The following is a 25,456-nucleotide window of genomic DNA, read 5'->3' as shown; positions in this document are numbered from 1 at the left end:
GGAGAGAGGCCAGCCCCGTAGGGGTCTCGTGCGGTTGCCCAGCGCCGTGCTTACGTAACTTTGCCTCTTTACAAGGAATTTATGTGGCAACACCTCGCCTTATTCATCATCCGATTCCGCATTTCGCTGATTGCGATATTAGCCGTCATCACCGTCTTCATGGCCTGGAAAGCCAAGGACGTGGAAATGACCTACGACTTTGCCCAGGTGGTGAGCGAGAAGGACCCGGACATGCTCTATTTCAAGCAGTTCAAACGGACCTTCGGCGAAGATGGCAACGTGCTGGTGATAGGCTTACAGGACAGCTCAGTCTACAAGCTGGATAACTTCAACGAGTTCCGCCTGCTCACCGATACGCTGGCCAAAGTAGAAGGCGTGAACGGCGTGCTGAGCGTGAGCAAACTCTTGAACATCAGCAAGGACACGGCTAATAACAGCTTCAAAGCCGCTCCCATTTTCAAAACGCCGCCGCGCTCACAGAAGGAACTCGACAGCCTGATGCGCGTCGTGAACAGCGTGGAGTTCTACAAGGGCCAGCTCATCAGCCCGAACACCGGGGCCACGCTGCTGGCCCTCACGATGGACCCGAAATACCTGAATTCATCAAAGCGTCAGGCGGTGATGAACAACATTCTGGGCTTCTCGGCGCAGTTTGAGAAGAAAACGGGCATCAAGCTGCACTACGCCGGCCTGCCCTACGTCCGCTCCACGATGACGAGCAAAGTGGCCGGGGAGATGAAGTTCTTCACCATTCTGGCCATGATTGTGACCGGGATTACGCTGCTGGTTTTCTTTAGAACTTGGTCGGCGGTGCTGTTTCCACTCGTGGTGGTGGGCGTCACCGTTATCTGGTGCATTGGCTCCATTGTGCTGCTGGGCTTCAAAATCAACCTTTTGACGGGTCTGATTCCGAGCATCATCATCGTTATCGGTATCCCGAACTGCACCTACCTGCTCTCGCGCTACCACTACGACTACCGAAAATCGGGCAACCAGATGTTGGCCATGACGCGGGTCATCCGCAAAATCGGCCTCGTCACGCTGATGAACAACACGACTACCGCCGTGGGCTTCATCGTGTTTGCCTTCACCGACATTGCCATTCTTTACCAGTTCGGCCTCGTCGCCACCATCAACATTTTCGCGGCCTTCATCATCAGCTTCATCCTGATTCCGGCCGCCTTCACCTACCTGCCGCCCCCCACCGCCAAGCAGCTGGAGCATCTTGATGCCGCGCCCCTCACCAAGCTGCTGGAGTTCTTCGACCACCTCGTGCTCGACCGCCGGCCCACCGTGTACATCGCCGCGCTGGTTCTGGTGGCGGGCGCCGCCATCGGTATCTCGCGCATCGAAGCCGTGTCCTACATGGTGGATGACCTGCCCAAGAAAAGCTCGGTAAACTCCGATTTGGCTTTCTTCGAGAGTCACTTCAACGGCGTGATGCCGCTGGAATTTGAAGTTGATACCCACAAGAAAAAAGGCCTATTCAAGCTGAAAAACCTGGAGAAAATCGACCAGTTCGAGAAGTATCTGCGCACCCAGCCGGAGTTGTCGCCACCCGTCAGCCTGGTGACCTTCCTCAAGGCCAGCACCCAGGCATTTTACAACGGCAACCCGTCGTTCTACCGCCTGCCCGATAACTCGGAAAAGAACTTCATTCTGAGTGCGCTGGCTAACTCCGGCGGCTCGGCCGGCGGGGCGGGTATGAACAGCAAGCTGCTGCGCTCATTCATCGACAGCACTAGTCAGAAGGCCCGTATTAGTCTGAAAATCGCTGACATCGGCTCCCAGAACCTGGACACGCTGATGAACACGAAAATCATCCCGGAGATGAATCGCATCTTCAAAGGGACGGGCATGGACATCCGCCCCACGGGCACGACAATCATTTTCACGAAGGGCAACGAGTACGTCATTCACACCCTGCGCGACAGCCTGTTTATGGCCTTCGGGCTGGTGGGTTTGGTGGTACTCATCCTGTTCCGCTCGTTCAAAACGGTATTATTTGCCCTCATCCCCAACGCCGTCACGCTTATTCTCACGGCAGGTATTATGGGCTATTTCAACATCGCGCTCAAGCCCAGCACGGCCCTGATTTTCGTGATTGCGCTGGGGATTGATGGGGACAACTCCATCCATTTGCTGGCCAAATTCCGACAGGAAATGGCCCTGAACGGCGGCCGGGTGCGCGAAGCCGTATCCGTGACGCTGAGCGAAGCGGGCACCAGCATGATTTACACGAGCATCGTGTTGTTCGTGGGTTTCAGCATCTTCGCCTTCAGCGAATTTGGCGGCACCAAGGCGCTGGGAATGCTAATGTCGGCGTCGCTGTTGATAACCAACTTCTCCAACCTGATACTGTTGCCTTCCTTGCTCGTGACATTTGAGCACGGCAAGGGCGACACGGACACCAACGCCCTCATCCGGCACTACGATGAGTCGTACCATGAGGAGGACGATGACGCCGACCTGAACCTGAAAGAAATGCACAAAGCCTCCGATTACGAAGGCGATTATTCGATTTAGAACGATGTAGAGACGCAATATTTTGCGTCTCGTCGTTGAACGACTCGCGTTGAACGACCCCATCAGAACGACCCAAAAAGAACGACCAAACCCGCGCAGAACAAACAACATCAGCAACGACGAGACGCAAAATATTGCGTCTCTACATCGTGCAAACTGCTCTACATAAATGAAATACCCCGAATACAAGCAGCCGCTCAACTACGGCCAGCTCGGCGAGGACATCCTCGCCTGGTGGAAGGAGCACGGCATCTTTGAAAAGAGCGTTAGCAGCCGCGAAGGCCAGCCCACGTTCGTGTTTTACGAAGGCCCCCCGTCGGCCAACGGCGCGCCCGGCATCCACCACGTCATGGCGCGCACGGTGAAGGACATTTTCGGCCGCTACCAGACGCTGCTCGGCAAGCAAGTGCCCCGCAAAGGCGGCTGGGACACCCACGGCCTGCCCATCGAGCTGCAGGTGGAGAAGGAGCTGGGCATCACGAAGGAGGACATCGGCAAGAAAATCAGCGTGGAGGACTACAACCAGCGCTGCAAGGAAACCGTCATGCGCTTCAAGGCGCAGTGGGACGACCTGACCGAGAAAATGGGCTACTGGGTCGACCTCAACGACCCCTACGTGACCTTCGAGCCGGAGTACATCGAAAGCTGCTGGGCGCTGCTCAAGAAGCTCTACGACAAAGGCTTGCTCTACAAGGGCTACACCATCCAGCCGTATTCGCCGGCTGCCGGCACCGGCCTGTCGTCGCACGAGCTGAACCAGCCCGGCACCTACAAGGACGTGAAGGACACGACCGTGGTGGCGCAGTTCAAGGTGAAGCACACGGAGGTTTCGAAGAAGCTTTTCGCCGCTGCCGGCGATGATGCCAGCGTGTACATCCTGGCCTGGACGACCACGCCTTGGACCCTGCCCGCCAACACCGGTTTGGCGGTGGGCAAGAACATCCCGTACCAACTCATCCGCACCTTCAATCCCTACACCTACGCGCCCATTCACGTGGTGTTAGCAAAGGCGTTAGTGAGCCGTTATTTCAACGAAAAGGGCGCTGCGGCACCGCTGGAAGGCTATGCCGAGGGCGACCATAAGGTGCTGCCCTGGCGCTTGGAAGGCGAGTTTACGGGCGCTGATTTGGTGGACATCAAGTACGAGCGCCTGTTCGATTTCACGCCGTTTGAAGGGGAGGAGCGGGCTTTCCGCGTCATCAACGGCGACTTCGTGACCACGGAGGATGGCACGGGCATCGTGCACATCTCGCCCACGTTTGGCGCCGATGACTTCCGGGCCGCGCAGCTGGCCGACATCCCGGCGCTGATGGTGCCGGATGCCGAAGGCACCCTCGGCCCCATCGTGGACCGGACGGGCCGCTACGTGCCCCAAATGGGCGAGTTTGCGGGCCGCTGGGTGAAGAACTACGACGGCCACGACGAATCCGGCGCCGACTATAAAACGCTGGACGAGAGCATCGTCATCAAGATGAAGGGCGACGGCACGGCCTTCAAAGTGGAGAAGTACGAGCACACCTACCCGCACTGCTGGCGCACCGACAAGCCCGTGCTCTACTACCCGCTCGATTCCTGGTTCATCAAGACCACGGCGGTGAAGGACCGGCTCATCGAGCTCAACAAAACCATCAACTGGAAGCCCGAAAGTACCGGTACCGGCCGCTTTGGCAACTGGCTGGAGAACCTGGTAGACTGGAACTTAAGCCGCTCGCGCTACTGGGGCACGCCGCTGCCCATCTGGCGCACCCAGGACCGGACGGAGGAAATCTGCATCGGCAGCATCGCCGAGCTGAAGGCAGAGATTGACAAGGCCGTCGCGGCCGAAATCATGACCCACAACCCCTACGCCAACGGCGAAAAAGTGGACCTACACCGGCCTTACGTCGACGATATTTTCCTCGTCTCGCCCACCGGCCAGCCCATGTACCGCGAGGCCGACCTCATCGACGTGTGGTTCGACTCCGGGGCCATGCCCTACGCGCAGTGGCACTATCCGATTGAAAACGAGGGTCAGTTCCAGAAGAATTTCCCTGCCGATTTCATCGCCGAAGGCGTGGACCAAACCCGCGGCTGGTTCTTCACGCTGCACGCCCTGGCCGTGATGCTGGAAGACTCCGTGGCATTCAAAAACGTGATTGCCAACGGCTTGGTGCTGGCCAAGGACGGCCAGAAGATGAGCAAGCGCCTCGGCAACGCCGTCGACCCGTTTGCCACCATCAAGCAGTTCGGCCCCGATGCCACCCGCTGGTACCTCATTGCCAACGCGCCACCGTGGGACAACCTCAAGTTCGACCCCGCCGGCGTGACCGAAGTGCAGCGCCGTTTCTTCGGCACGCTCTTCAATACGTACTCGTTCTATGCGCTTTACGCGAACCTGGACGAGTTTCAGACAAGCGAATTCAACCGCATTCCGCACGCGGATTTGAGCGAGCTGGACCGCTGGGTGCTGAGCAAACTGCAGTCGCTGATTGTGGAAGCCCGCGGGCACTTGGACAATTACGACCCCACGAAGGCCGCCCGCGCCATCCAGGATTTCGTGACCGACCAGCTCTCGAACTGGTACGTGCGCCTCTCGCGCCGCCGTTTCTGGAAAGGCGAACTCACTCAGGATAAGCGCGCTGCATTCGAAACCTTGCAGGAATGCCTGGTGGTGGTGGCGCAGTTGATGTCGCCCATCGCGCCCTTCTTCGGTGAGTGGCTGTACAAGAACATGACCGACGGCATGCGCGCCGAGGCCGTAGCCAAGAACACGCCCCTGGCTCCGGAATCGGTGCATTTGACGCTGCTCGTAGAAGCTGATACGGCCCGCATCGACCCGAAGCTGGAGGAGCGCATGGAGCTGGCCCAGCGCATCAGCTCGCTGGCCCACTCGCTACGCAAAAAGTCGGTGCTGAAGGTGCGCCAGCCGCTGCAGCGCATCCTGGTGCCGGTGCTGAACGACTCGACCAAGGAGCAAGTCGGCCTCGTGGAGGACCTGATTTGCGCCGAAATCAACGTGAAGCACATCGAATTCCTCGACGACGAGAGCGAAAGCGGCGTGCTGGTGAAGTCGGTGAAGCCCAATTTCAAGCGCCTCGGCCAGCAATACGGCCCGCGCCTGAAGGCCGTGGGTGCCCGCATTCAGCAGATGACGGCGGCTGAAATTAGCAAGCTGGAGAAGGAGGGAAGCCTCGCCGTGGAAGTCGATGGCCAGCCCATCACGCTCGCCCCGGACGATGTGGAAATCCGCACCGACGACCTGCCCGGCTGGCTCGTGGCCACCGACGGCCCGCTCACCGTGGCCCTCGATGTGACCCTGACCGACGAGCTGCGCCAGGAGGGCCTGGCCCGCGAGCTGGTGAACCGCCTGCAGAACCTGCGCAAAGACTCGGGCCTGGAAGTGCAGGACAAAATCCGCGTCACGATGGCAGACCAGCAGCCCGAGCTCACGGCCGCCGTGGCCGCGTTCGGCGACTACATCCGCACCGAAACGCAGGCCCTCGTCCTCACCTTCGCGGCCGATGTGAACGGTGGCTCGGTGCTCGAATTTGATGACTACTCCGTGCCGGTCTTTTTGGAGGTCGCAACTAGCTGAGGATGAATGACTCGCCAGGAGGTGAAATCCCCGGCGAGTCCTCCGCCGCACAAACAGTCGATAAGCTCGTCTTTATCCGTTCAAAACATCAGACAGTCAGTTATAAAAAGTATAAAAACGATAGAAAGAAGGTCGGCAACTGTCCGTTCTGAAAATGCCGTTTTAGTACCGATTTCTGGCTTCAATCTCTTCGATTTTCGGCCCTGCCTGAATGCACCCAACCCTCACCAATCGCCAGCAAACCGCTGCCAAATTCTTCCTGCTGGCGCTGTTCGTCATTGCCCTCGACCAGCTCTCGAAGTGGGCCGTGCACACCTACATGCAGCCCGGCATGGCAGGCGAAATCCGTCTGATGGGCGACTGGGCCAAGCTGCACTACACGCTGAACCCCGGCATGGCCTTCGGGGCCGAACTGCCCGCGCCATATGGCAAGCTGGTTCTCAGTGGGTTCCGGCTGCTGGCGGTGTTTGGCCTGAGCTACTACATTATCCGCCTCTGCAAGCAGCGCGCCGCCGCCGGCTACATCGCCTGCATGGCCCTCATCCTCGGCGGCGCGGTCGGCAACCTGATTGACTCGGTTTTCTACGGCGTCATCTACGACAACGCGCCGTTTGGCTCGCCCACGCGCTGGTTCTACGGCCAGGTCATCGACATGCTCTACGTCGACATCTACGAAGGTTTCCTGCCCCAAAACTGGCCGCTGATAGGAGGGAAGTACGTCTCGCTCTGGCCCATCTTCAACATCGCCGATTCCTCCATTTTCATCGGTGTAGCGTTGATTCTGCTCAATCAGAGCCGCTTTTTCAAGCAGGAAGAGCCTGTGGCCGTAGCCGAGAAACACAGCGAGCCGCTGGTAGCTCCTGACTCGGAAAATCTGGGGTAGCGGCGCATCCTTGAACGAAAAGGAACGTCATGCAGAGCGTAGCGAAGCATCTCGCGTGTGGTAGTAACTCAATCGAATGGATTACTTCGGCACGCGAGATGCTTCGCTACGCTCTGCATGACGTTCTTTTGTGTTCTCTTTTGCCCGCCAATTCTGCCCCCGGGCACCCTCCAAAATGCACCCAACGCTCACCACCCGCCAGCATTCTGCGGCTAAATTCTTCCTGCTGGCCCTGTTCATCATTGCCATCGACCAGCTATCGAAGTATTTGGTGCACACCTACATGCAGCTCGGTTCGGCTGGTGAGATTCCGATTTTCGGCCAGTGGGCCAAGCTCACCTACACGCTGAACCCCGGCATGGCCTTCGGGGCCGAGCTGCCCGCGCCCTACGGCAAGCTGGTGCTCACCGGCTTCCGCATGCTGGCCGTGGGCGGGCTGATTTACTACATTATTCGCCTCTGCCGCCAGCGCGTGGCGGCCGGCTACATCGCCTGTATGGCCCTCATCCTCGGCGGCGCGGTCGGCAACCTGATTGACTCGATTTTCTACGGAATTATCTACAATAATGCCCCTATAGGCTCGCCTACGCGCTGGTTCTACGGCCAGGTCATCGACATGATTTTCGTGCCACTGTACGTGGGTTATTTCCCCAAATCCTGGCCCCTCATCGGCGGCTCGTACAGCAACGGTTTCCCCATCTTCAACATCGCCGATTCCTCCATCTTCATCGGCGTCGCCTTGATTCTGCTCAACCAAAGCCGCTTTTTCAACGAATCGCAGCCCGCCGCCGCTCCCAACGAGCCCCAGCCCCTAGTCGCTGCCGATGCTGAGAAGCTGGCGTAGCAGGGGAGGGGCAGACGGTGGAATCTTTGAACGTCATGCTGAGCGCAGTCGAAGCATCTCTACCGCTTCGTTGCAAAGACCTCATACTCTATGGCTAAGTGGAGAAATTTAAATGGGATTCCCCACAACATCACTCAAAGTTTCTTTGGAACTGAGAGGTTCTATAGCTGCGGCTATATGGGTGATTGGTTGTTGCATGCAGCAAGAAAGCTGAATCTAACAAACGCCTCTCTCAATGTTCTGGAAGCCTCTTTTGAGCCCGCCGAATTAAATCTTTATCCGTTGGTTCTTCATGCGAAGAACTTGAAAACGATAATTGACAAAGAGTTACTCGCAAATGGGTTCGACACGGATTTTATAACGGAAGCACATATCAATTTTCAATTTCTGAACCCCAATATTTATTGGGTCGGAATCTATTGTTTTCCCTACCTTATTGACAAAACAGGCAGACGTTATGAGCCTGGACGGATAATCGCAGAAGGTCTTGAGCCGTATTTCGACCCTTTTGATGAAAAGAATATTTATCCGGCAGGCGTAAAGAAGCCTGATTAGGGACATCGTTCGGTAGAGATGCTTCGGCTGCGCTCAGCATGACCGTTCTTGTGTATTGACGTTCTTGCGTACCTAAATAGCTCAAAACAGCCTACAGCCGCTCAAAACCACCCCCAACCGTTACCCATAACTCCCTCCGTGCCCAACCCGCTGCTCACCGTTTCCAACCTCACCATTGACTTCTCCAGCCACCGCGGCGACGTGCGGGCCGTGGACAACGTGTCGTTTGAGCTGCACCGGGGCGAAACGCTGGCCATAGTGGGCGAATCCGGCTCGGGCAAATCCGTGACGTCGCTGGCGCTGCTGGGGCTGATTCCGATGCCGCCCGGCCGCATTGCCAGCGGCCAGGCCCTCTTCCAGTCCGAAAAGCTGGGCCAGACCGACCTGCTGAAACTCTCCGAAACCGACCTGCGCCAGGTGCGCGGCAACGACATCGGCATGATTTTCCAGGAGCCGATGACCTCGCTGAACCCCGTGTACACCTGCGGTAGCCAGGTGGTGGAAGCCCTGCGCCTCCACACCGACCTCAGCGAGGCCGCTGCCAAGGCCCGCACCATCGAGCTATTCACCGAGGCGCAGCTGCCGCGCCCCGAAGCCATTTTCGGCAGCTACCCGCACGAAATCTCGGGTGGCCAGAAGCAGCGCGTCATGATTGCCATGGCCATGGCCTGCCGCCCGGCCCTGCTCATCGCCGACGAGCCCACCACGGCCCTCGATGTGACGGTGCAGGCCCGCATGCTACGCCTGATTGACGACCTGCGCCGCCAGCACAACACGGCCGTCCTCTTCATCACCCACGACCTCGGCGTGGTGGCCGAAATCGCCGACCGCATTCTGGTGATGTACCGGGGCAAGGTCGTGGAACAGGGGAGGGTGCTGGATATTTTTTCAAATCCGCAACATCCGTACACAAAAGGCCTGTTGGCGTGCCGTCCGCGCCTCTCGGTGGGCAAAAAACGCCTCCCCGTGGTGGCTGATTTCATGCGGGAAGACGCCAGCGGGCAACTTTTGGCCCAGCCCGCGCCCGTGCTTCCGCTGCCAGATGAGGCACTTGCGGAATCTTCGCCCGAAGTGGAGGCCCAGCAGTTACACGATAAAAGCGAAACCGCCAAAACGTTCCCCGTGGAACATGGCATTTTGGAGGATGTTCCACGCCCTGCCGGGCTTACTCCGGGACCCGTTGCCGCGCCCGTCGGGGCCGCCGCGTCCAACGGTTCTGAGCCGCTTCTCCAGGTTCAAAACCTGCAGGTCTACTTCCCGCTTCGCAAGGGCTTCTTCCGCCGCGCCACCGACTACGTGCGGGCCGTGGACGATGTCAGCTTCACGCTCTACCCCGGCGAAACCATCGGCCTCGTGGGCGAGTCGGGCTGCGGCAAGACCACGCTGGGCCGGGCCCTGCTCCGCCTCACGGAACCAACGGCGGGCAGCATCCTGTTTGAAGGAACCGATTTGGCGAAGCTGTCGAGCGGGGACCTGCGCCGCCGTCGGCGCGATTTGCAGCTGGTGTTTCAGGACCCCTACGCCGCGCTGAATCCGATGCTGACCGTGGGCGAGGCCATCTGGGAGCCGATGCGCGTGCATAACGTGGGCGGCACTCGCCAGCAGCAAAAGGCCCGAGTGCTGGAGCTGCTGCGCACCGTGGGGCTGCGCGATGAGCATTTCCAGCGCTACCCGCACGAGTTCAGCGGCGGGCAGCGGCAGCGCATCTGCATTGCCCGGGCGCTGGCCTTGCAGCCCAAATTGATTGTCTGCGACGAGTCGGTTTCGGCCCTCGACGTCTCGGTGCAGGCGCAGGTCCTGAACCTGCTCAACGACCTCAAACGTGAGTTCGGCATCACCTATCTGTTCATCACGCACGACCTGTCCGTGGCCCGGTTTATGAGCGACCGGCTGCTGGTCATGCACCAGGGCCGCATCGTGGAGAGCGGCCCGGCGGCGGCCATCTACGCCGCTCCCCAACACGAATACACCCAAGGCTTGCTAGCCGCCATCCCGAAGGACAGCCTGGCCGACATCGAAGCCGCCGTAGCCAGCCGGGCGTAGCTGTAGCGTGGACTCTGCGAGTCCGCGCATCGTCGGGCGGTATATCGTTCGCCCAAGCGCGGACTCGCAGAGTCCACGCTACAGCACTCGCGCTACTCCGCGCTTGCCTCAATACCTTGCGCCGCCAGACGCTACTTGAGCAGCGCTGATGAAGCTCCAGATGCTGGCTGCTACTGCGTCAATCCCAATCCCGCGCGGACTCGCAGAGTCCACGCTACAACCTCCCGGCCCGGCCCGCGTTTCACTATGCGGCGCGGCCCAGCCAGCCACTCATTTTTCCGCTCTCGCCGCCTGCGACCAAACCACTTTTCGGCGGCCACTTTTACCCCAAATGAATACCCCCGAAAACCCCAAGGCTCCCCGCGCCAAGCGCGAAAAGCCCGAACCCGCGGCCATCACCCAAGACCAAGTCCTGCGCGTCTTCGCCGACAACCCCACCAAAGTTCTCGCCTACCGCCAGCTCTCGCGCCGCCTCGGCGTCACGACAAAGGGCCAGCGCGAGGAGATTTTTGCCCACATCAAGGTGCTGCGCAAAAACGGCCTCATTACGCTGCTCCAAAACGACGAATACCGCCTCGCCGATGCGGACGCCGTAGCGGCAGCTTTGATGCCGTCCAGCGCCAAAAAATCAACCAAAAAAGGCGACTCGCCCATTGCCCCGCCCCGCAACCGTTCGGTGCAGGCCGAGTTCGGCCAGGACCCCATTGTGCACCGCCGCCGCTCGGCTGGCTTCGACTACGTGGACGGCGACGACCGCCCCGAGCGCGCCCCGTCGAACACCGTCATCGGCACCGTCGATTTGGCCACGCCCAACTTCGCCTTCGTGGTGCCGGAGGGCACGGGCGAATCCGACGACATCCGCGTGTTCACCGACCAGCTCAAGTTTGCCCTGCAGGGCGACGTGGTGCGGGTGCGCCTGCGTAGCGGCTCCCGCGACGGCCGCCCGATGGGCGACGTGGTGGAAGTCCTCAAGCGGGTGCGCCCCGAAATCGTGGGCCGCATCCAGATTCAGGGCACGCTCGGCTTCGTGAAGCCGGACAACCGCAAGGTGTATTTCGACGTGTTCGTGCCGCCGCATTTGCTGCACGAGTCGCGCAACGGCGACAAGGTGCTGGTCCGCATCAACGAGTTTCCGGAGGACAGCAGCCGGCAGCCGGTGGGCGAGGTCATCCGCAACTTCGGCGCGGCCGGCGGCAACGAGGCCGAGATAAACGCCATCATGGCCGAGTTCGGCTTGCCCTTCGAATTCCCCTCGGAAGTGGAGGAGGAATCGGAAGGCATCAGCGAGGTGATTGCGGAGGATGAGATTGCCCGCCGCCGCGACTTCCGCAACATCACCACTTTCACCATCGACCCCGCCGACGCCAAGGATTTCGACGATGCCCTGAGCATCCGGAAGCTGGAAAACGGCCATTGGGAAATCGGTGTGCACATCGCCGACGTCACCCACTACGTGCGCCCCGGCACCGAGCTGGAGCGCGAGGGCAAGCACCGCGCCACCTCGGTTTACCTCGTCGACCGCGTGATTCCGATGCTGCCCGAGCGCCTCTCCAACGGCCTCTGCTCGCTGCGCCCGAACGAGGACAAGCTCACCTTTTCGGCCGTGTTCGAGCTGGATGAAAACGGCAAGCTCTACGAATCGTGGTTCGGCAAAACCATCATTCACTCCGACCGCCGCTTCAGCTATGAGGAGGCGCAGGAGCGCATCGAAAGGAAGGAGGGCGACTACGCCGAGGAGATAAATCTGATGAACGGCATCGCGCATAAGCTGTGTGCGCTGCGCTTCAAGCAGGGGGCCATCACCTTCGAAACCCAGGAAGTGAAGTTCCGGCTGGATGAGCACGGCAAGCCGCTCGGCGTGTACGTGAAGGAGCGCAAGGATGCCCACAAGATGATTGAGGAGTTCATGCTGCTGGCCAACCGCAAGGTGGCCGAGTTCGTGTTCAACCTCAAAAAGACCAAGCCGCGCTTCACCATGGTGTACCGCACCCACGACGCGCCCGAGCCCGAACGCCTCCAGACCTTCGCCCTCTTCGCCCAGAAATTCGGCTACAAGCTCAAGCTCGAAAACCCGAAGAAAATCAGCACCGAGCTCAACAACCTCAGCTCCGAGGTGATGGGCAAGCCCGAGCAAAACGTGCTGCAGGGCCTGGCCATTCGCACCATGAGCAAGGCCATCTACACCACCGAGCCGCTCGGCCATTTCGGCCTGGCCTTCGACCACTACTCGCACTTCACCTCGCCCATCCGCCGCTACCCCGACATGATGGCCCACCGCCTGCTAGAGCACTACCTGCTCGGCGGCAAGAACGTGGCCGTCGAGCCTGTGGAAGAAGAGTGCAAGCACTCCTCGGCCCGTGAGAAACTAGCGGCCAACGCCGAGCGCGCCAGCATCAAATTCAAGCAGGTCGAGTTCATGGCCGATGAAATTGGCAACACTTTCAAGGGCGTCGTATCGGGCCTCACCGAGCGCGGCATGTACATCGAAATCGAGGAGAACAAGTGCGAGGGCATGGTCCGCATCAGCGACATTCCCGGCGACGAGTACGAGCTCGACAAGGACAACTACCGCATCGTGGGCCGCCGCAACAAGCGCATCATCCAGTTCGGCGATGAGATGATGGTAGTCGTAAAATCCGCCAACCTCCTCGACCGCACCATCGACTTCGAGTTGGTCGACGACCGTCCCGACTTCGTGAAAAAGCGCGAAGCCGACGAGCGCAAACAGCGCAGCAGCGAGCCCCGCGGCTACCGCGACCACAGCGGCGGCAAGGGTCACAGCAAGGGGGGGCACAAGGGCAACAAGCGCCGCTAGCCGTCGCCTGTCATTGCGAGGGGAGCGCAGCGGACCGCGGCAATCTTTCCTCCCAATGCGACCAACCCCGAGATGTGATAAGCCTCGACTCCACCCAGAGTCGGGGCTTGTTATTTAATTTTATCAGTAATTCCACAGCCCAATGCTGCGATTTATCAAGTACGCTTTCTCCTCAATCGGCTTATTGTATCTGACGTTTCTCAACTCAGCATACAAGTTGCACTACGGTGAACATGGGCGGGAGTACTTCAATGATGATTCCATCTTCTTCGGGATGATGCTGTCCGGTTTCTTGCTGCTTGTGCACCTTTTCAGCATCTTCCTGGCGACCGTAGTCCTCCGGAAAGGCAGGCCTGAAAAAGCCGATATGTTCTTCGCGCTTGCCTTTCTCTTGCACCTTGGCTACTGGATTTATTGTGCTAATAGCGGGGCAGCGATGCACGAACAATGAGGAGCTCCAAACCAAAGCTCGACAAGCCCCGGTTCTAACCAGAACCGGGGCTTGTCGCTTTATCAGGCATCTGGCTTTGAGAGGACGGATTGCCGCGTTCCGCTGCGCTTCACTCGCAATGACAGATGCCCCCGTTCTTTGCACCACCTATGACCCCAGCCGACTTCCCCGCTAACATCACTGCCGCCCTCGCCCAACTCGACTACGGCCAAGCCCCCGATACCCTCTACGCCCCCATTCGCTACATCATGGGTTTGGGCGGCAAGCGCATCCGGCCGCTGCTCACGCTGCTTGGCGCCCACCTCTTCACCGACGACCTCAGCGGCATCCTCAAGCCCGCCCTGGCCACCGAAGTCTTCCACAATTTCACCCTCCTCCACGACGACCTGATGGACCAGGCGCCCCTGCGCCGCGGCCAGGCCACCGTGCACGAAAAGTGGAACCCCAACGTCGCCATCCTCTCCGGCGACGTGATGCTGGTGCGGGCCTATGAGCTGTTCCTGGAAGTGCCGCCCGCGCTGCTCCCCCGCATCCTCGCCCGCTTCAGCCAGACGGCCGCTGAGGTCTGCGAAGGCCAGCAGTGGGACATGAATTTCGAAACCGAGCCCCAGGTCAGCATCGCCCAATACCTGGACATGATTCGCCTGAAAACGGCCGTCCTCCTTGGCTTCTGCCTGGAGCTGGGCGCCCGCCTCGCCGGCGCTTCCGAAGAAGATGCCGAGCACCTGCGCCAGTTCGGTACCGACATCGGCCTGGCCTTCCAGCTGCGCGACGACCTGCTCGACGTGTATGGCGACGCCGCCACCTTCGGCAAGCGCGTGGGCGGCGACATCATCTCCGACAAGAAAACCTTCCTCCTGCTATCCGCCCAAGCCCAGGCCAACGCCGCCCAGCAAACCACCCTGGCCCAGCACATCGGCCAGCCCGTAGTCGATGCCGAAGCCAAAGTGCAGGCCGTGCGCGCCATCTACGACGAGCTCGAAATTCGCCCCCAGACGGAAGTTCTCATCAACGACTACTTCCAGGATGCCTTGCAGCATCTGGAGCGCGTAGCGGCCCCCGCAGCCCGCAAAGAACCCCTTCACCGCCTCGCACTCCAGCTCATGGACCGCGAAAACTAACCCCTCAGTGTTCAACCCCATCCTGATACTCGTCGGCCTCACGGTCCTCGTTTCCGCCTACGCCTGGTCCAATCACGACCTCATGGAGTCCTGGATATTGCGCCCCTACCGCATGGCCCGCGACAACAGCCAGTGGTACCGCTTCCTCACCTCCGGCTTCCTGCACGCCGACTGGGGCCACCTGCTCTTCAACATGATTGCCTTCTACTCCTTCGGGCAACTCGTACTCGACGTGTTGGCCAACGGCACCGGCGCGCCCGGCCTCGATGGCTTCGGGGCCATGGGCGGCATCTGGCGCTTCCTGCTGCTCTACCTAGGCGGCATCGTGGTATCCGATATCCCCACCTATTTCCGCCACCGCGACGACCGCAATTACGGCAGCCTCGGGGCCTCGGGCGGCGTAGCCTCCGTGCTTTTCGCCGGCGTCATCTACTCGCCGCTGAACAAAATCTACATGATGTTCATCCCGGTAGGCATCCCCGGCTTCATTTTCGGCTTCCTCTACCTGGCCTATTCCTACTATCAGGGCCGCCGCCGGGGAGACAATATCAATCACGATGCCCACTTCTATGGCGCCATCTACGGCGTGGTACTCACGTTGCTATTCATGCCTGCTGCTGGTATTGAGTTTGTTCGCCAAATCAGTCGATTTATTGGTTTAAATAGTTGATTACCAATTAATTAACATTAAAAAAATCGAATTCTCATATCTTATTTGAAACCCATTGCGTAAGGGAAACTCAGACACATTCTTTCACCTTGTTTCCCCTGTCATGCGTACCCTTCGTCATTACACCTCCCGCCTCCCGCTCGCGGCCCTTCTTCTCCCGCTGATGTTGCTGGCCACCTCGTGCAGCCGCTTCAACAACGATGGCAGCTTGGCCACATGGGGCTACGTCCTGCTTGCCCTCGATATCATAGCTATGCTCGACGTATTCCGTCAGCCCTGGACTATTGGCAAAAAGCTGCTGTGGGCCGTCATCATTTTCATCTTCCCCTTGGGCGGCCTCATCATCTACTACATCTTCGCCGGTCGCGGCAAGTCAAACACCGGCATCGTGTAGCCTCCACCGATGCTTTAGAAACGAAAATGCCCCGACCATCTGGCCGGGGCATTTTCGTTTCTAAAGCATTCCTGAAAACGCCAGTTAATCTAATTCAGCAGCCGCTTCTTCTCCAGCCGTGCCACGCCACGCAGCAACTCGCCGCTGTTCGTAATCTGCGTCAGCTGCCAATGGTCGCCCTGGCGGCGCATCTTCACTTCCACCACCATCGTGGTGTCGTATTTGGGCTGCGTCACCTCCAGGCCCACGAAAGCATTGTCGCCCTCCTCCCGGGTGTATTTGATGCCTTTAAACTCGCTCTCCGGGCTCACAACTTTGCTGGCCAGTCCCGTGAGCGAGATGTTCACCATACGCTTCGGAGCCGCTGCCGCCGCCGCTTCCAGCGAGCCCGTTTCCACATAGCGCTGCACTTCCTGATGCGCGGCCTTGGCCAGGGCAGGCTTCAGCAGCCGCATGGCTCCACCCATCACCAGGCTGCCGCCGGGCAGCAGCGAAGTCAAGGCCGAGCTCTGCTGTGCCACATCATCCACGAGGTGGGTAGTCACGCTGTTCACATCGACGTACTTCTCAAACATCGCCATGTCGTGCGTCTGCACCGCGGCGGCGGCCGAAACCAGTGCGCCACTCGGGCCCTGCTTCAGGCTTCGGTAGTAATAGTACCCGCCGGCTGCGAGGGCTAGCAACACAACAAGTAGCAGTAGTTTTTTCATGAAATCGTAAACGGTTAGGATGAGCTACAAAATTAGCCCAAACCACGTAGCGAACACCGTGCTGCATTAGCGGCCCGCATGGCTTGGCCCATTGCTCTTCCCGCTCCTTAATCATGCCCTTTAGCTCCTATTCCATGCCCGTTTCTCCTCACCCCCGATTTCCGGAACTCCACGGCCATCGTGGCTGCCGGGGCCTACGCCCCGAGAATACCTTACCTGCATTTCTGCACGCCCTCGCGCTGGGCGTCGATGTGCTGGAAATGGACGTGGTTATCTCTGCCGACCATCAGGTCGTCGTCTCGCACGAGCCCTGGCTCAATCCGGCCATTTGCCTCGCTCCTGAGGGTCAAATCATCGAAAACAGCCCTTCTCCGCGCTTCAATCTCTACCAGATGCCCTACACCACCATTCGCCGCTGCGATTGCGGTCTGCGGCGTCATCCGGCCTTTCCCGAGCAGATTTCAGAGCCGGCATATAAGCCTCTGCTCAGCGAAGTGCTAGCTGCTAGCGAGGCCTTCATCCGCCCCGCCGGCCATTCATCAATCCGGTATGCCATCGAAATAAAAAGCAGCCCGGCCGATGATAATGTCTTCCAGCCAGCCCCCGAAGAATTCCTGTCATTGGTCCTGGCTGAAATCAATAAGGCACAGGTTGCAGCCCGCACCACCGTGCTCTGCTTCGACCCGCGGATTCTTCGGCTCGTCCATCAGTACCAACCCGACCTGGCCACCTGCCTGCTCCTCGAAGCCGACCAACCCTGGGATGCCAGCATCCAGGAGCTGGGTTTCGTGCCCACCACACTAGGTCCCGATTTTACTACTGTTACAGCAGCGGCGGTGCAGGAGTTGCGTAGCCGGTATCCCGGCCTCCGGCTTGTACCATGGACCGTAAACCAACCGTCCGATATGATAAACCTAATCGCACTCGGCGTCGATGGAATAACGACTGATTACCCCAACCATTTTTTGACTTTGACAACCGACTAACATCGGCCCGGCCTGGTTGGCGGCAGTGTTTTGTGCTCAGCTTCGCTCTAGCAAGCCTTGAGCAATACTTGGGTGATGTATCAAGGAGTAGCAACGCTTGCATTACAAATATGATTTGTAACGTGTAATTGTAAGCCTTGTATCATGTGTTTCGTGACGATGTAACAGTGTTGTTTAAACAGTTTGTCATCGTTACAGGTGTAATTATTGTTCGCCCCCATTTGTTTAATTAGGTTACATTATACATATTTGCATCAGCGTTACGCAACACTCTTTATATGCCACATCAGGGCGAAATCCTTCAAGAAGCCATCAAAAACAGTGGTATTTCAATCACTCGCATTGTCGAGGAATTGGGTATTACACGTCCAACCATCTACCGTAAATTCAAGGATGAAACAATTGATTACAGCTTTGTAAAAAGAATTGGCGAAATCATTAATCATGATTTTTCAAATGATTTTACGGTTACACAACAATCTGTTTTATCATTCGTAACATCTGTTCCAAAACCAGCCGTTACAAATATTGTTACGCCGCGTGTAACGCAGACACTTAATGCCGATGCCGACCTGTCTAAACAGCTTTTAGCCCTTCAGATTAAGTACATAGCGCTTCTGGAAGCCTACAATGAGCTACTGCTAAAAGTGTATGGGCCGAAGTGACAAAAATGTTCCACGTGAAACATTTTTGTCCTGACACGTTTCTTTGGGCGTTTTAGATAAAGCGCCTGAATAAAAAAGCAGGGGGGTATTGGGATGCAAACGGCCAAGGGCAAACAAGCATTTTGTCCGCCGTGCATCAACGAAGTTTTGCAACGCGGCATCGGAAATGCCGGGCAACTTTCCTGCTCAGTTACGCACCTCAGCTTTGATTCAGAACGGGACAGTTAGAGGAAGATGACCTCCGTTACCACCGTTGCTCCAACCTCCGCATTGATGAGTTCGGCTACGCGTGTCTTTGCCATAAGCAGCTCGTGCTTGAGTGGCGCGGAGCTGAGCCGCACGAAGAGCCGGCCCTTGTTCACGTAGACCTCCTGGGTTTTCAAAGCCACGGCTTTGCCCATCACCCGCTCCCAACTCGATACCACCGTTACCTCGTTCAACTTGCCCTGAAGACGGTAAGCCCGGACCAATGCTTCGAGGCCTTCCTTGAGCGGAATAATATCGCCGGAGCGAGAAGGAGCGGAGGGTTTTTTCACGGAGCTGATGGGCAACTTCAACCAGCGAAAGGATGCCGGTTGAGGGCCTGCAAAGGTACTGCCGTGTGGTGCCTAAACGGGTGCCACGGTGCCATTCTGCACCCGAAATCGGAGGATGGGAACGGTCACCCGGGCCAGGGCCTGGTCGGTGCGCTCCAAGTTGGTATCAGTCAGAAAAACCTGACCGAAAGTCTCATCGGCAACCAGCTCTAGCAGGCGGGCAATGCGCTTATCATCGAGGCGGTCGAAGATGTCGTCGAGTAGGAGCAGGGGCTTTTTCTGCTGCTTGGCTGCCAGCAACTCAAATTGGGCCAGCTTGAGCGCAATAGCAAACGACTTCTGCTGGCCCTGGGAGGCGTGGCTCTTCACGGGCTGGTCATTCATCACAAAGACAAAGTCGTCGCGGTGCGAGCCAATGGTGCTGCGTTGCAGCACGAAGTCTTTGCGCTCGTTCAGGCGCAGCAGCTGGGCAAAGTCGGCCCCGACCAACTGGCTTTTGTAGGTGAGCATGACCTGCTCGCGGCCGTCGGCCAACTGCTCGTAGTGCCGCTGAAAGATGGGAAGGTAGTCGATGAGAAAAGCCTCGCGTAGCGCCGTGAGCTGCTGGCCCAATGGCGCAAGCTGCTCATCAATGGCCAGCAGGTAGTCGCGGTCGAAGCCGTGGGCATTGCTATGCCCACCTTGTTTGAGCACGGCATTGCGCTGGCGCAGCAAGGAGTTATAGGAGATGAGCTGCTCCAGAAACTCATGGTCGAGTTGAGCCATGAGGCTGTCGAAATACTTGCGCCGCTCCTCGCTGCCCTGGCGAATCAGGTCCGTGTCGTAGGGCGAAATAAGCACGGCGGGGTAGCGGCCAATGTGGTCGGCCATGCGCTCATAGGCCTGCTTATCGTGCGTGACGGTCTTTTTCTGGCCCTGACGGAGGCTTACCTGAATGGTTTCTTTGTCAGAAGTGTTATTTGAAGAAAAAACGCCCTTAACTACAAAGAAATCAGCATCTTGCTTGATGCAAAGGGCGTCAGAAGCGGTAATGGCACTCTTGGTCAGCGATAAGTAGTGAATTGCGTCCAATAAGTTGGTTTTGCCGCTCCCATTATCCCCGATGAAGCAATTGAGGCCGGGCGATAAACGAAGCGCGGCGTCGTCGTAATTTTTAAAAAAAAGAAGCTGGAGGGAGTCAAGAGTCATAAGGTGCGGATTTGCCAGCAGTTTTACGTAATTTCGCCCTCCCAACGCGAATTATTCTTTCCTTAAAAGTGCTATGGCGGATACGAAAGTAAAAGCTGCTTCTAAAAAACCGACGGCCTCGAAGGCTACCAATGGTTCAGCCGCCAAAGCTGCCAAAGGAAAGAGCAACGGTGTAACCACCGTGGCCCAGCCCGACCCCGTCATGCCCGGAACCGACAAGCCCACGGCGGCTGCGTCAGGTTCGGCTACGACTGTGCCCGCCTCCACGGCTACGTTCCCGAAGGAAACGTACCTGCAGTGGTACGAGCAAATGCAGCTCATGCGCAAGTTTGAGGACAAGGCAGGGCAGTTGTACGGTCAGCAGAAAATCAAAGGCTTCTGCCACCTCTACATCGGCCAGGAGGCCTGTGTGGCCGGGCAGGTATCGGCTCTGGAAAAGGGCGATAAATACATCACCGCTTACCGCGACCACGCCCATCCGCTGGCCCTGGGCACCTCGCCCAATGCCGTGATGGCCGAGCTGTTTGCCAAAGCCACCGGCTGTTCGAAAGGCAAGGGTGGTTCGATGCACATGTTCGATAAGGAAGTTGGTTTCATGGGCGGCCACGGCATCGTGGGCGGCCAGGTGCCGATGGGCGCGGGCATTGCCTTCGCCGAGAAGTATAACAAGACGGGCAAGCTTTGCATCTGCTCGATGGGCGATGGCGCGGTGCGGCAAGGTGCCCTGCACGAGGCCTTCAACATGGCCATGCTGTGGAAGCTGCCGGTCATCTTCGTGATTGAGAACAACGGCTACGCCATGGGCACGTCGGTGGCTCGCACGTCGAACGTGACGGACCTCTACAAAATTGGCCTGAGCTACGACATGCCCTCCGAGCCTGTGAACGGCATGCGCGTTGAGGATGTGCACGAGGCTGTGGCCCGTGCCGCCGAGCGCGCCCGCGCCGGCGAAGGCCCCACGCTGCTTGAGTTCAAGACCTACCGCTACAAGGGCCACTCGATGAGCGACCCCGCCAAGTACCGCACCAAAGAAGAGCTGGAAGACTACCGCCACCGCGATGCAATCGAGGGCGTGCGTCACACCATTCTGACGAACAACTTCGCCACCGAAGCCGACCTCGAAGCCATTGATGAGCGCATCAAGGCCGCGGTGCAGGAGTCGGTTGAATTTGCCGAAAACTCGCCCTACCCCACGCCCGACGAACTGTACAAGGACGTGTACGTGCAGGCCGATTATCCCTACATCCACGACTAATTAACCGGGCCCCAGGCCCCCGGCCTGCTTGCGGGCCGCCGTAGCAATACCCATTGTAATGTCGAAGATTCCGTACACTGGCAAGAGCCAGCAGGCCCGCCAGGGGCAAGCCAACCAGCCGACCAACGTGCCCGCCGACCCGCTGGCCCCGGCTGAAGAATTTGTGCCGTCCGAAAACCCACTATTGGAAGACCCGGATGCTCTGGCCGCTCGCCTGGCCGAATCCGAGGATTTCGTGCGCAACAACCGCAGCCTGCTGCTGGGCATTCTGGCCGTGGTGGTGCTGGCCGTGGTAGGTGGCTTCGGCTACTACACCTGGCGCAACCAGCAGGATTCGAAGGCCCAGGCCAGCATGTTCCGCGCTGTGAACAACTGGGAGGCTGACTCGCTGAACAAAGCCATCAAAGGCGACGGCAAGGCTCCCGGCCTGACCACCGTGGCTAATGAGTACGGCAGCACGAAGGCTGGCAACCTCGCCAACTTCTACGCCGGCGTGGCTTCGCTGAAGAAGGGTGACTACAAAGCCGCTCTCGATTACCTGGAAGATTTCAGCTCGGACGATTACCTCGTGCAAAGCCGCGCCTACTCGCTCATGGGCGATGCGCAGCTGGAACTGAACAAGCCCAAGGAAGCCGCCGACCTATACGCCAAAGCTGCCGAGCACAACGCCAACGAATTCTTCTCGCCCGGCTACTTGCTGAAAGAAGGCACGGCCCGCGAGCTGGCCAAGGACGACGAAGGCGCGGTGAAAGCCTACGACCGCATCATCACCGAGTACCCCACAGCCCAGGAAGTAGCGGAAGCCCGCCAGTACAAAGCCAAGCTGGAGAAATAAGCTGCGTGAGCTGCCAACTCGGGCAGGCATCACAACTATTGATTGCGCTTTCTCATCTTTGAGGAAGCGCAATTTTTTTACTTAAATCAAGGGAAACACAAACCATCGCGGCACTTCCGGCTTACTGGCACGGCTGCGCAATGCCTTTGTACAAAAAAACTTTTCCGAACGAAAACCGCGATATGGCAACTTCTTTGCAAAACCTGAGCGAATACGACGCTTCTACGTTCATCGACATCAGCAACAAACGGTTTGGTCTAGTAGTGGCCGATTGGAACCGCGAGATAACCGACATCCTAAGCGCCGGGGCTTACGATACCTTGATAAAGCACGGGGCCGTGGCCGACAACATCTACCGCAACAGCGTGCCCGGCAGCTTCGAGCTGACACTGGGGGCGCAGTTTCTGGCCCAGCACGAGGAGATTGATGCGGTTATCTGTCTGGGCGTGGTCATTCAGGGCGAAACCAAGCACGACGACTACATCTGCCACGCGGTGGCGCAGGGCATCACCCAGGTTGGCCTGAAGTTCAACAAGCCCGTTATTTTTGGGTTGGTGACGACGAATACGCTGGAGCAGGCCTGGGACCGGACTGGCGGAAAGCACGGCAATAAGGGCGTGGAAGCTGCTGTGGCAGCCATCCAAATGCTGGGCTTTTAGCATTCGGAGGAAAAGCGCGCCGAACCGCGTAACTTTGCACCCGCAAAATCAAGCATCCAAGGGCTTGGATTGGTGTTAATAAAGGCTTTTTTGACTTGCCAAACCAATTAGCAGCCGTTGGCGTTGCGCGGTAGTTACAGATGACAATTTCTTAACTTTCTCTAGCAGTCCTTTTTTCTCAAAAAATGAACGACGACAACATTCGCTATTCGCGGGAGGACTTGAATGAGTTCGACCAGATTATCCAGGAAAAACTGACAGCGGCCCGCAAGGAACTGTCTTTCATTAAAGAAACCCTGAACCGCAGCAACGACTCGGGCACCGACACCACGGCCTCTTCGGCCAAAGTATTGGAGGATGGCGCCGAAACGGCCGAGAAGGAGAGCATGAACCAGCTGGCTTCGCGCCAGATGAAGTTCATCCAGCAGCTCGAAAACGCCCAGGTTCGCATCAAAAACGGTACTTACGGCGTGTGCATCGGTACGGGCAAGCTCATCCCCAAGGAGCGCCTGCGGGCCGTGCCCCACACCCAGCATTCTATTGAAGCCAAAATGGCCCGGCGCGACTAAGCCGTAGCTTTTTTGGTAGTCGGCATTAAGTAGCCGGTGGTCAGAATTTTATTTGGGTTGATGTTGTTGACCCCCTTCTGACTGCCGGCTTCTTAATGCCGACCTTTTTTTAACCTGTACCGTAGCGATACGGCACGCAACTTTTCTCCCCATGGGCAAGAAACATTTTTCAGAAGATAAAGCGGACCGTCGCGGCGGCCGCAGTGCCGGCGGTCCTGGCGGCTTTGGTGGCGGTAGCGCCGGCCGTAGCAACAGTAACGAGCGTGGCGGCAGTGACCGCGGCGGCTACGGCAGTGACCGTGGTGCACGCAATGGCGACCGCCCAGCCTACGGCAACGGCCGTCCGGCTTCGAATGGCGCATTTGGTCGCCCCGCGACTGGTGGCGCGTTTGGCCGCCCATCGGGCGGAGCCTTTGGTGGCGGGAAGAAATTTGACGGCGGTGGTGAGAAGCGCCCTTATGGCAGTAGCTACGGCGGCGGCCAGCGCGAAGGTGGCAGCGGTTTCGGCGGCGGCAATAAGAGCTTTGGTGGCGGCAAAAGCTTCGGCAATGACCGTCCCTTCGAGCGCCGCGACGAGCGGCCCCGTTTGGGCAAGGAGCAGCGCACCGGCACCAGCTACGGCCGCAGCGCCGAGCCCCGCAACTACGGCGTCGACCGTGGCGAGCAGCGCAACCAGTCGGCCGATGCCCGCCCCATTCGCGAGTACCAGCCCAAGGAGAACTGGAATGGCCAGCCCTACCGCCGCGACGGCGAAAAGGCCGTGCCCCGGGGCGAGCCCGGCGAGCGCAACCGCAAATTCCAGAAGAGCAACCCCTACGCGCCGGCCGAAGACCGCGCCCCACGCAGCGGTGGCAGCTTTGGCCGCAGCAATCCCCGTGAAACGGAGAACTTCGACCGCAGCGAAAGCCGGAGCGACGAGCGCGGTCCGAACCGGCCCATCCGCTCGGCCCGCCCGTTTGAGGCCAACCCGCCCCAGCCCCGCGAGGAGCGTGGCGAGCGCAATGAGCGCCGCGATGCCAACATCGAGCGCGCCGATGCCGGCAATGCCGACTACCGCGCCGACCAGGCCGCGTTTGGCCGCAAGTTCACGCCCGGTGCGTTTGGCCGCCGCGATGGTGCGCCCGCCTCGGGCCGCAGCACCGGCGAGCGCCCCGGTGGCTACGAAAAGCGTAGCACCGAGCGCTGGACGCCGGCTCCCGGCAGCTTTGCCGAGCGCCGCGAAGCCCTGAAAGCTCAGGAGCGCAGCGTGCGCCGCTCGGGCACTGGCTATGGTGCCAGCGTGGACAAGCCCCGTCCCGCCCGCCCCACGGTGCAGGAGAACCGCGCCGACAAGCCCCGCTTCGGCGAGCGCCCCGGCGAGGCTCCCGACTACAAGAACCTGAAGCACTACGAAAACGACAAAACCCGCGGCAACAAGCGCCGTCGTGAAGAGGAAGAAGATTCCAACCCCGACGAGACGCGCCTGAATCGCTACATCGCCAACGCAGGCATTTGCTCGCGCCGCGAAGCGGATGCGCTGATTGCGGCCGGTGAAATCAAGGTCAACGGCGAAGTGGTGACCGAGATGGGCTACAAAGTGCTGCCCGAGGACACCGTACAGTACGGCAAAACCAACCTCAACCGCGAGAAATCGGTGTACGTGCTGCTGAACAAGCCCAAGGACTTCATCACGACCACGGAGGACCCGGAGGGCCGCCGCACGGTGATGGACCTGGTGGCCAGCGCCTCCAAGGAGCGTATCTTCCCGGTGGGTCGCCTCGACCGGAACACCACCGGCCTGCTGCTCTTTACCAACGACGGCGAAGTGGCTCAGAAGCTCTCGCACCCTTCGCACAAGAACAAGAAAATTTACCAGGTAGAGCTCAGCCAGCCTTTGGCCGAAGAAGACCTGCGCAAGATTGCCGAAGGCCTGGAGCTGGAAGACGGCAAAGCCATTGTTGATGACGTGGCCGTGGTGGCGGGCAACGCGCACTTTGTGGGCATTGAAATCCACATTGGCCGTAACCGCATCGTGCGCCGCATTTTCGAGCACCTCGGCTACGAAGTGGTAGCCCTGGACCGCGTGCAGTACGCTGGCCTCACCAAGAAGGACTTGCCGCGTGGCAAATGGCGCTTCCTGAGCGAGCAGGAGGTTATTCGCATGAAATACTTCCTGTAAGGGTTTGTCGAATAAATTG

The 25,456-nt window shown here is 58.8% G+C and carries 21 protein-coding genes; 18 read left to right on the top strand and 3 right to left on the bottom strand.

Going from position 1 to position 25,456, the window contains the following annotated elements:
• Positions 1 to 81 precede the first annotated feature (81 nt).
• From AAFH49_RS03605 to AAFH49_RS03555, 11 genes are all read left to right on the top strand, one after another.
• Complete coding sequence (locus AAFH49_RS03605) at positions 82 to 2,526, top strand: efflux RND transporter permease subunit (RefSeq protein WP_342296064.1); 2,445 nt, start codon at positions 82 to 84, stop codon at positions 2,524 to 2,526.
• Positions 2,527 to 2,695: 169 nt separating this feature from the next.
• Positions 2,696 to 6,100, top strand: a complete 3,405-nt coding sequence (ileS, locus tag AAFH49_RS03600; protein ID WP_342296063.1) for an isoleucine--tRNA ligase — start codon at positions 2,696 to 2,698, stop codon at positions 6,098 to 6,100.
• A 211-nt stretch (positions 6,101 to 6,311) separates the two neighbouring features.
• Positions 6,312 to 6,983 (top strand): lipoprotein signal peptidase, encoded by a 672-nt coding sequence (locus tag AAFH49_RS03595; protein WP_342296062.1) that lies wholly within the window; start codon positions 6,312 to 6,314, stop codon positions 6,981 to 6,983.
• 175 nt (positions 6,984 to 7,158) lie between these two features.
• Positions 7,159 to 7,827, top strand: a complete 669-nt coding sequence (locus tag AAFH49_RS03590; protein ID WP_342296061.1) for a lipoprotein signal peptidase — start codon at positions 7,159 to 7,161, stop codon at positions 7,825 to 7,827.
• Between the two features lie 90 nt (positions 7,828 to 7,917).
• Positions 7,918 to 8,382, top strand: coding sequence for a hypothetical protein (locus AAFH49_RS03585; RefSeq protein ID WP_342296060.1), 465 nt, complete (start codon positions 7,918 to 7,920; stop codon positions 8,380 to 8,382).
• Positions 8,383 to 8,520: 138 nt separating this feature from the next.
• Entirely contained in the window at positions 8,521 to 10,425 is a 1,905-nt protein-coding gene (locus AAFH49_RS03580; RefSeq protein ID WP_342296058.1) for an ABC transporter ATP-binding protein, read from the top strand.
• Positions 10,426 to 10,756: 331 nt separating this feature from the next.
• The gene (gene rnr / locus AAFH49_RS03575; protein WP_342296057.1) at positions 10,757 to 13,240 is read left to right on the top strand and encodes a ribonuclease R; all 2,484 of its coding nucleotides are present in this window, start codon (positions 10,757 to 10,759) and stop codon (positions 13,238 to 13,240) included.
• A 142-nt stretch (positions 13,241 to 13,382) separates the two neighbouring features.
• Positions 13,383 to 13,691, top strand: a complete 309-nt coding sequence (locus AAFH49_RS03570; protein ID WP_342296055.1) for a hypothetical protein — start codon at positions 13,383 to 13,385, stop codon at positions 13,689 to 13,691.
• 149 nt (positions 13,692 to 13,840) lie between these two features.
• Positions 13,841 to 14,812 carry a polyprenyl synthetase family protein gene (locus tag AAFH49_RS03565; RefSeq protein WP_342296053.1) on the top strand — a complete coding sequence of 324 codons (972 nt, stop codon included), beginning with the start codon at positions 13,841 to 13,843 and terminating at the stop codon, positions 14,810 to 14,812.
• Between the two features lie 7 nt (positions 14,813 to 14,819).
• Positions 14,820 to 15,482 (top strand): rhomboid family intramembrane serine protease, encoded by a 663-nt coding sequence (locus AAFH49_RS03560; protein WP_342296051.1) that lies wholly within the window; start codon positions 14,820 to 14,822, stop codon positions 15,480 to 15,482.
• A 103-nt stretch (positions 15,483 to 15,585) separates the two neighbouring features.
• Entirely contained in the window at positions 15,586 to 15,876 is a 291-nt protein-coding gene (locus tag AAFH49_RS03555) for a PLD nuclease N-terminal domain-containing protein (protein WP_342296049.1), read from the top strand.
• An 89-nt stretch (positions 15,877 to 15,965) separates the two neighbouring features.
• On the opposite strand, the gene AAFH49_RS03550 is transcribed toward AAFH49_RS03555, so the two are convergent.
• Positions 15,966 to 16,586 (bottom strand): hypothetical protein, encoded by a 621-nt coding sequence (locus AAFH49_RS03550; protein ID WP_342296048.1) that lies wholly within the window; start codon positions 16,584 to 16,586, stop codon positions 15,966 to 15,968.
• A 134-nt stretch (positions 16,587 to 16,720) separates the two neighbouring features.
• Between AAFH49_RS03550 and AAFH49_RS03545 the strand changes: the two genes are divergently transcribed.
• Positions 16,721 to 17,572, top strand: coding sequence for a glycerophosphodiester phosphodiesterase family protein (locus AAFH49_RS03545; RefSeq protein ID WP_342296047.1), 852 nt, complete (start codon positions 16,721 to 16,723; stop codon positions 17,570 to 17,572).
• Positions 17,573 to 17,850: 278 nt separating this feature from the next.
• A complete protein-coding gene (locus tag AAFH49_RS03540; RefSeq protein WP_342296046.1) occupies positions 17,851 to 18,237 on the top strand; it encodes a helix-turn-helix domain-containing protein in 387 nt (128 codons plus the stop codon).
• A gap of 224 nt (positions 18,238 to 18,461) precedes the next feature.
• Here the strand turns inward: AAFH49_RS03540 and AAFH49_RS03535 are convergent, their stop codons facing one another.
• Together AAFH49_RS03535 and recF are read right to left on the bottom strand one after the other, a co-directional pair.
• The gene (locus AAFH49_RS03535) at positions 18,462 to 18,773 is read right to left on the bottom strand and encodes a DciA family protein (RefSeq protein WP_342296044.1); all 312 of its coding nucleotides are present in this window, start codon (positions 18,771 to 18,773) and stop codon (positions 18,462 to 18,464) included.
• A gap of 72 nt (positions 18,774 to 18,845) precedes the next feature.
• Positions 18,846 to 19,961 carry a DNA replication/repair protein RecF gene (gene recF, locus AAFH49_RS03530; protein ID WP_342296042.1) on the bottom strand — a complete coding sequence of 372 codons (1,116 nt, stop codon included), beginning with the start codon at positions 19,959 to 19,961 and terminating at the stop codon, positions 18,846 to 18,848.
• 202 nt (positions 19,962 to 20,163) lie between these two features.
• Between recF and pdhA the strand changes: the two genes are divergently transcribed.
• The 5 genes from pdhA to AAFH49_RS03505 all read left to right on the top strand — a co-directional run bounded on the left by pdhA (position 20,164) and on the right by AAFH49_RS03505 (position 25,437).
• Positions 20,164 to 21,216: a pyruvate dehydrogenase (acetyl-transferring) E1 component subunit alpha gene (gene pdhA, locus AAFH49_RS03525; protein ID WP_425293316.1), complete on the top strand. Its 1,053-nt coding sequence runs from the start codon at positions 20,164 to 20,166 to the stop codon at positions 21,214 to 21,216.
• A 58-nt stretch (positions 21,217 to 21,274) separates the two neighbouring features.
• Positions 21,275 to 22,051 (top strand): tetratricopeptide repeat protein, encoded by a 777-nt coding sequence (locus AAFH49_RS03520; RefSeq protein WP_342296039.1) that lies wholly within the window; start codon positions 21,275 to 21,277, stop codon positions 22,049 to 22,051.
• Between the two features lie 182 nt (positions 22,052 to 22,233).
• On the top strand, positions 22,234 to 22,710 hold the full coding sequence (ribH, locus tag AAFH49_RS03515) for a 6,7-dimethyl-8-ribityllumazine synthase (protein ID WP_342296038.1): 477 nt from the start codon (positions 22,234 to 22,236) through the stop codon (positions 22,708 to 22,710).
• Between the two features lie 185 nt (positions 22,711 to 22,895).
• Entirely contained in the window at positions 22,896 to 23,279 is a 384-nt protein-coding gene (locus tag AAFH49_RS03510; RefSeq protein WP_198069582.1) for a TraR/DksA family transcriptional regulator, read from the top strand.
• A 151-nt stretch (positions 23,280 to 23,430) separates the two neighbouring features.
• Positions 23,431 to 25,437: a pseudouridine synthase gene (locus AAFH49_RS03505; RefSeq protein WP_342296037.1), complete on the top strand. Its 2,007-nt coding sequence runs from the start codon at positions 23,431 to 23,433 to the stop codon at positions 25,435 to 25,437.
• Positions 25,438 to 25,456 lie beyond the last annotated feature (19 nt).

This window comes from Hymenobacter segetis (assembly GCF_038448715.1).
In the GTDB taxonomy this organism is placed as follows: domain Bacteria; phylum Bacteroidota; class Bacteroidia; order Cytophagales; family Hymenobacteraceae; genus Hymenobacter; species Hymenobacter segetis.
Note: the sequence above shows the minus strand (reverse complement) of the source record. Positions and strands in the feature narration are given on the sequence as shown.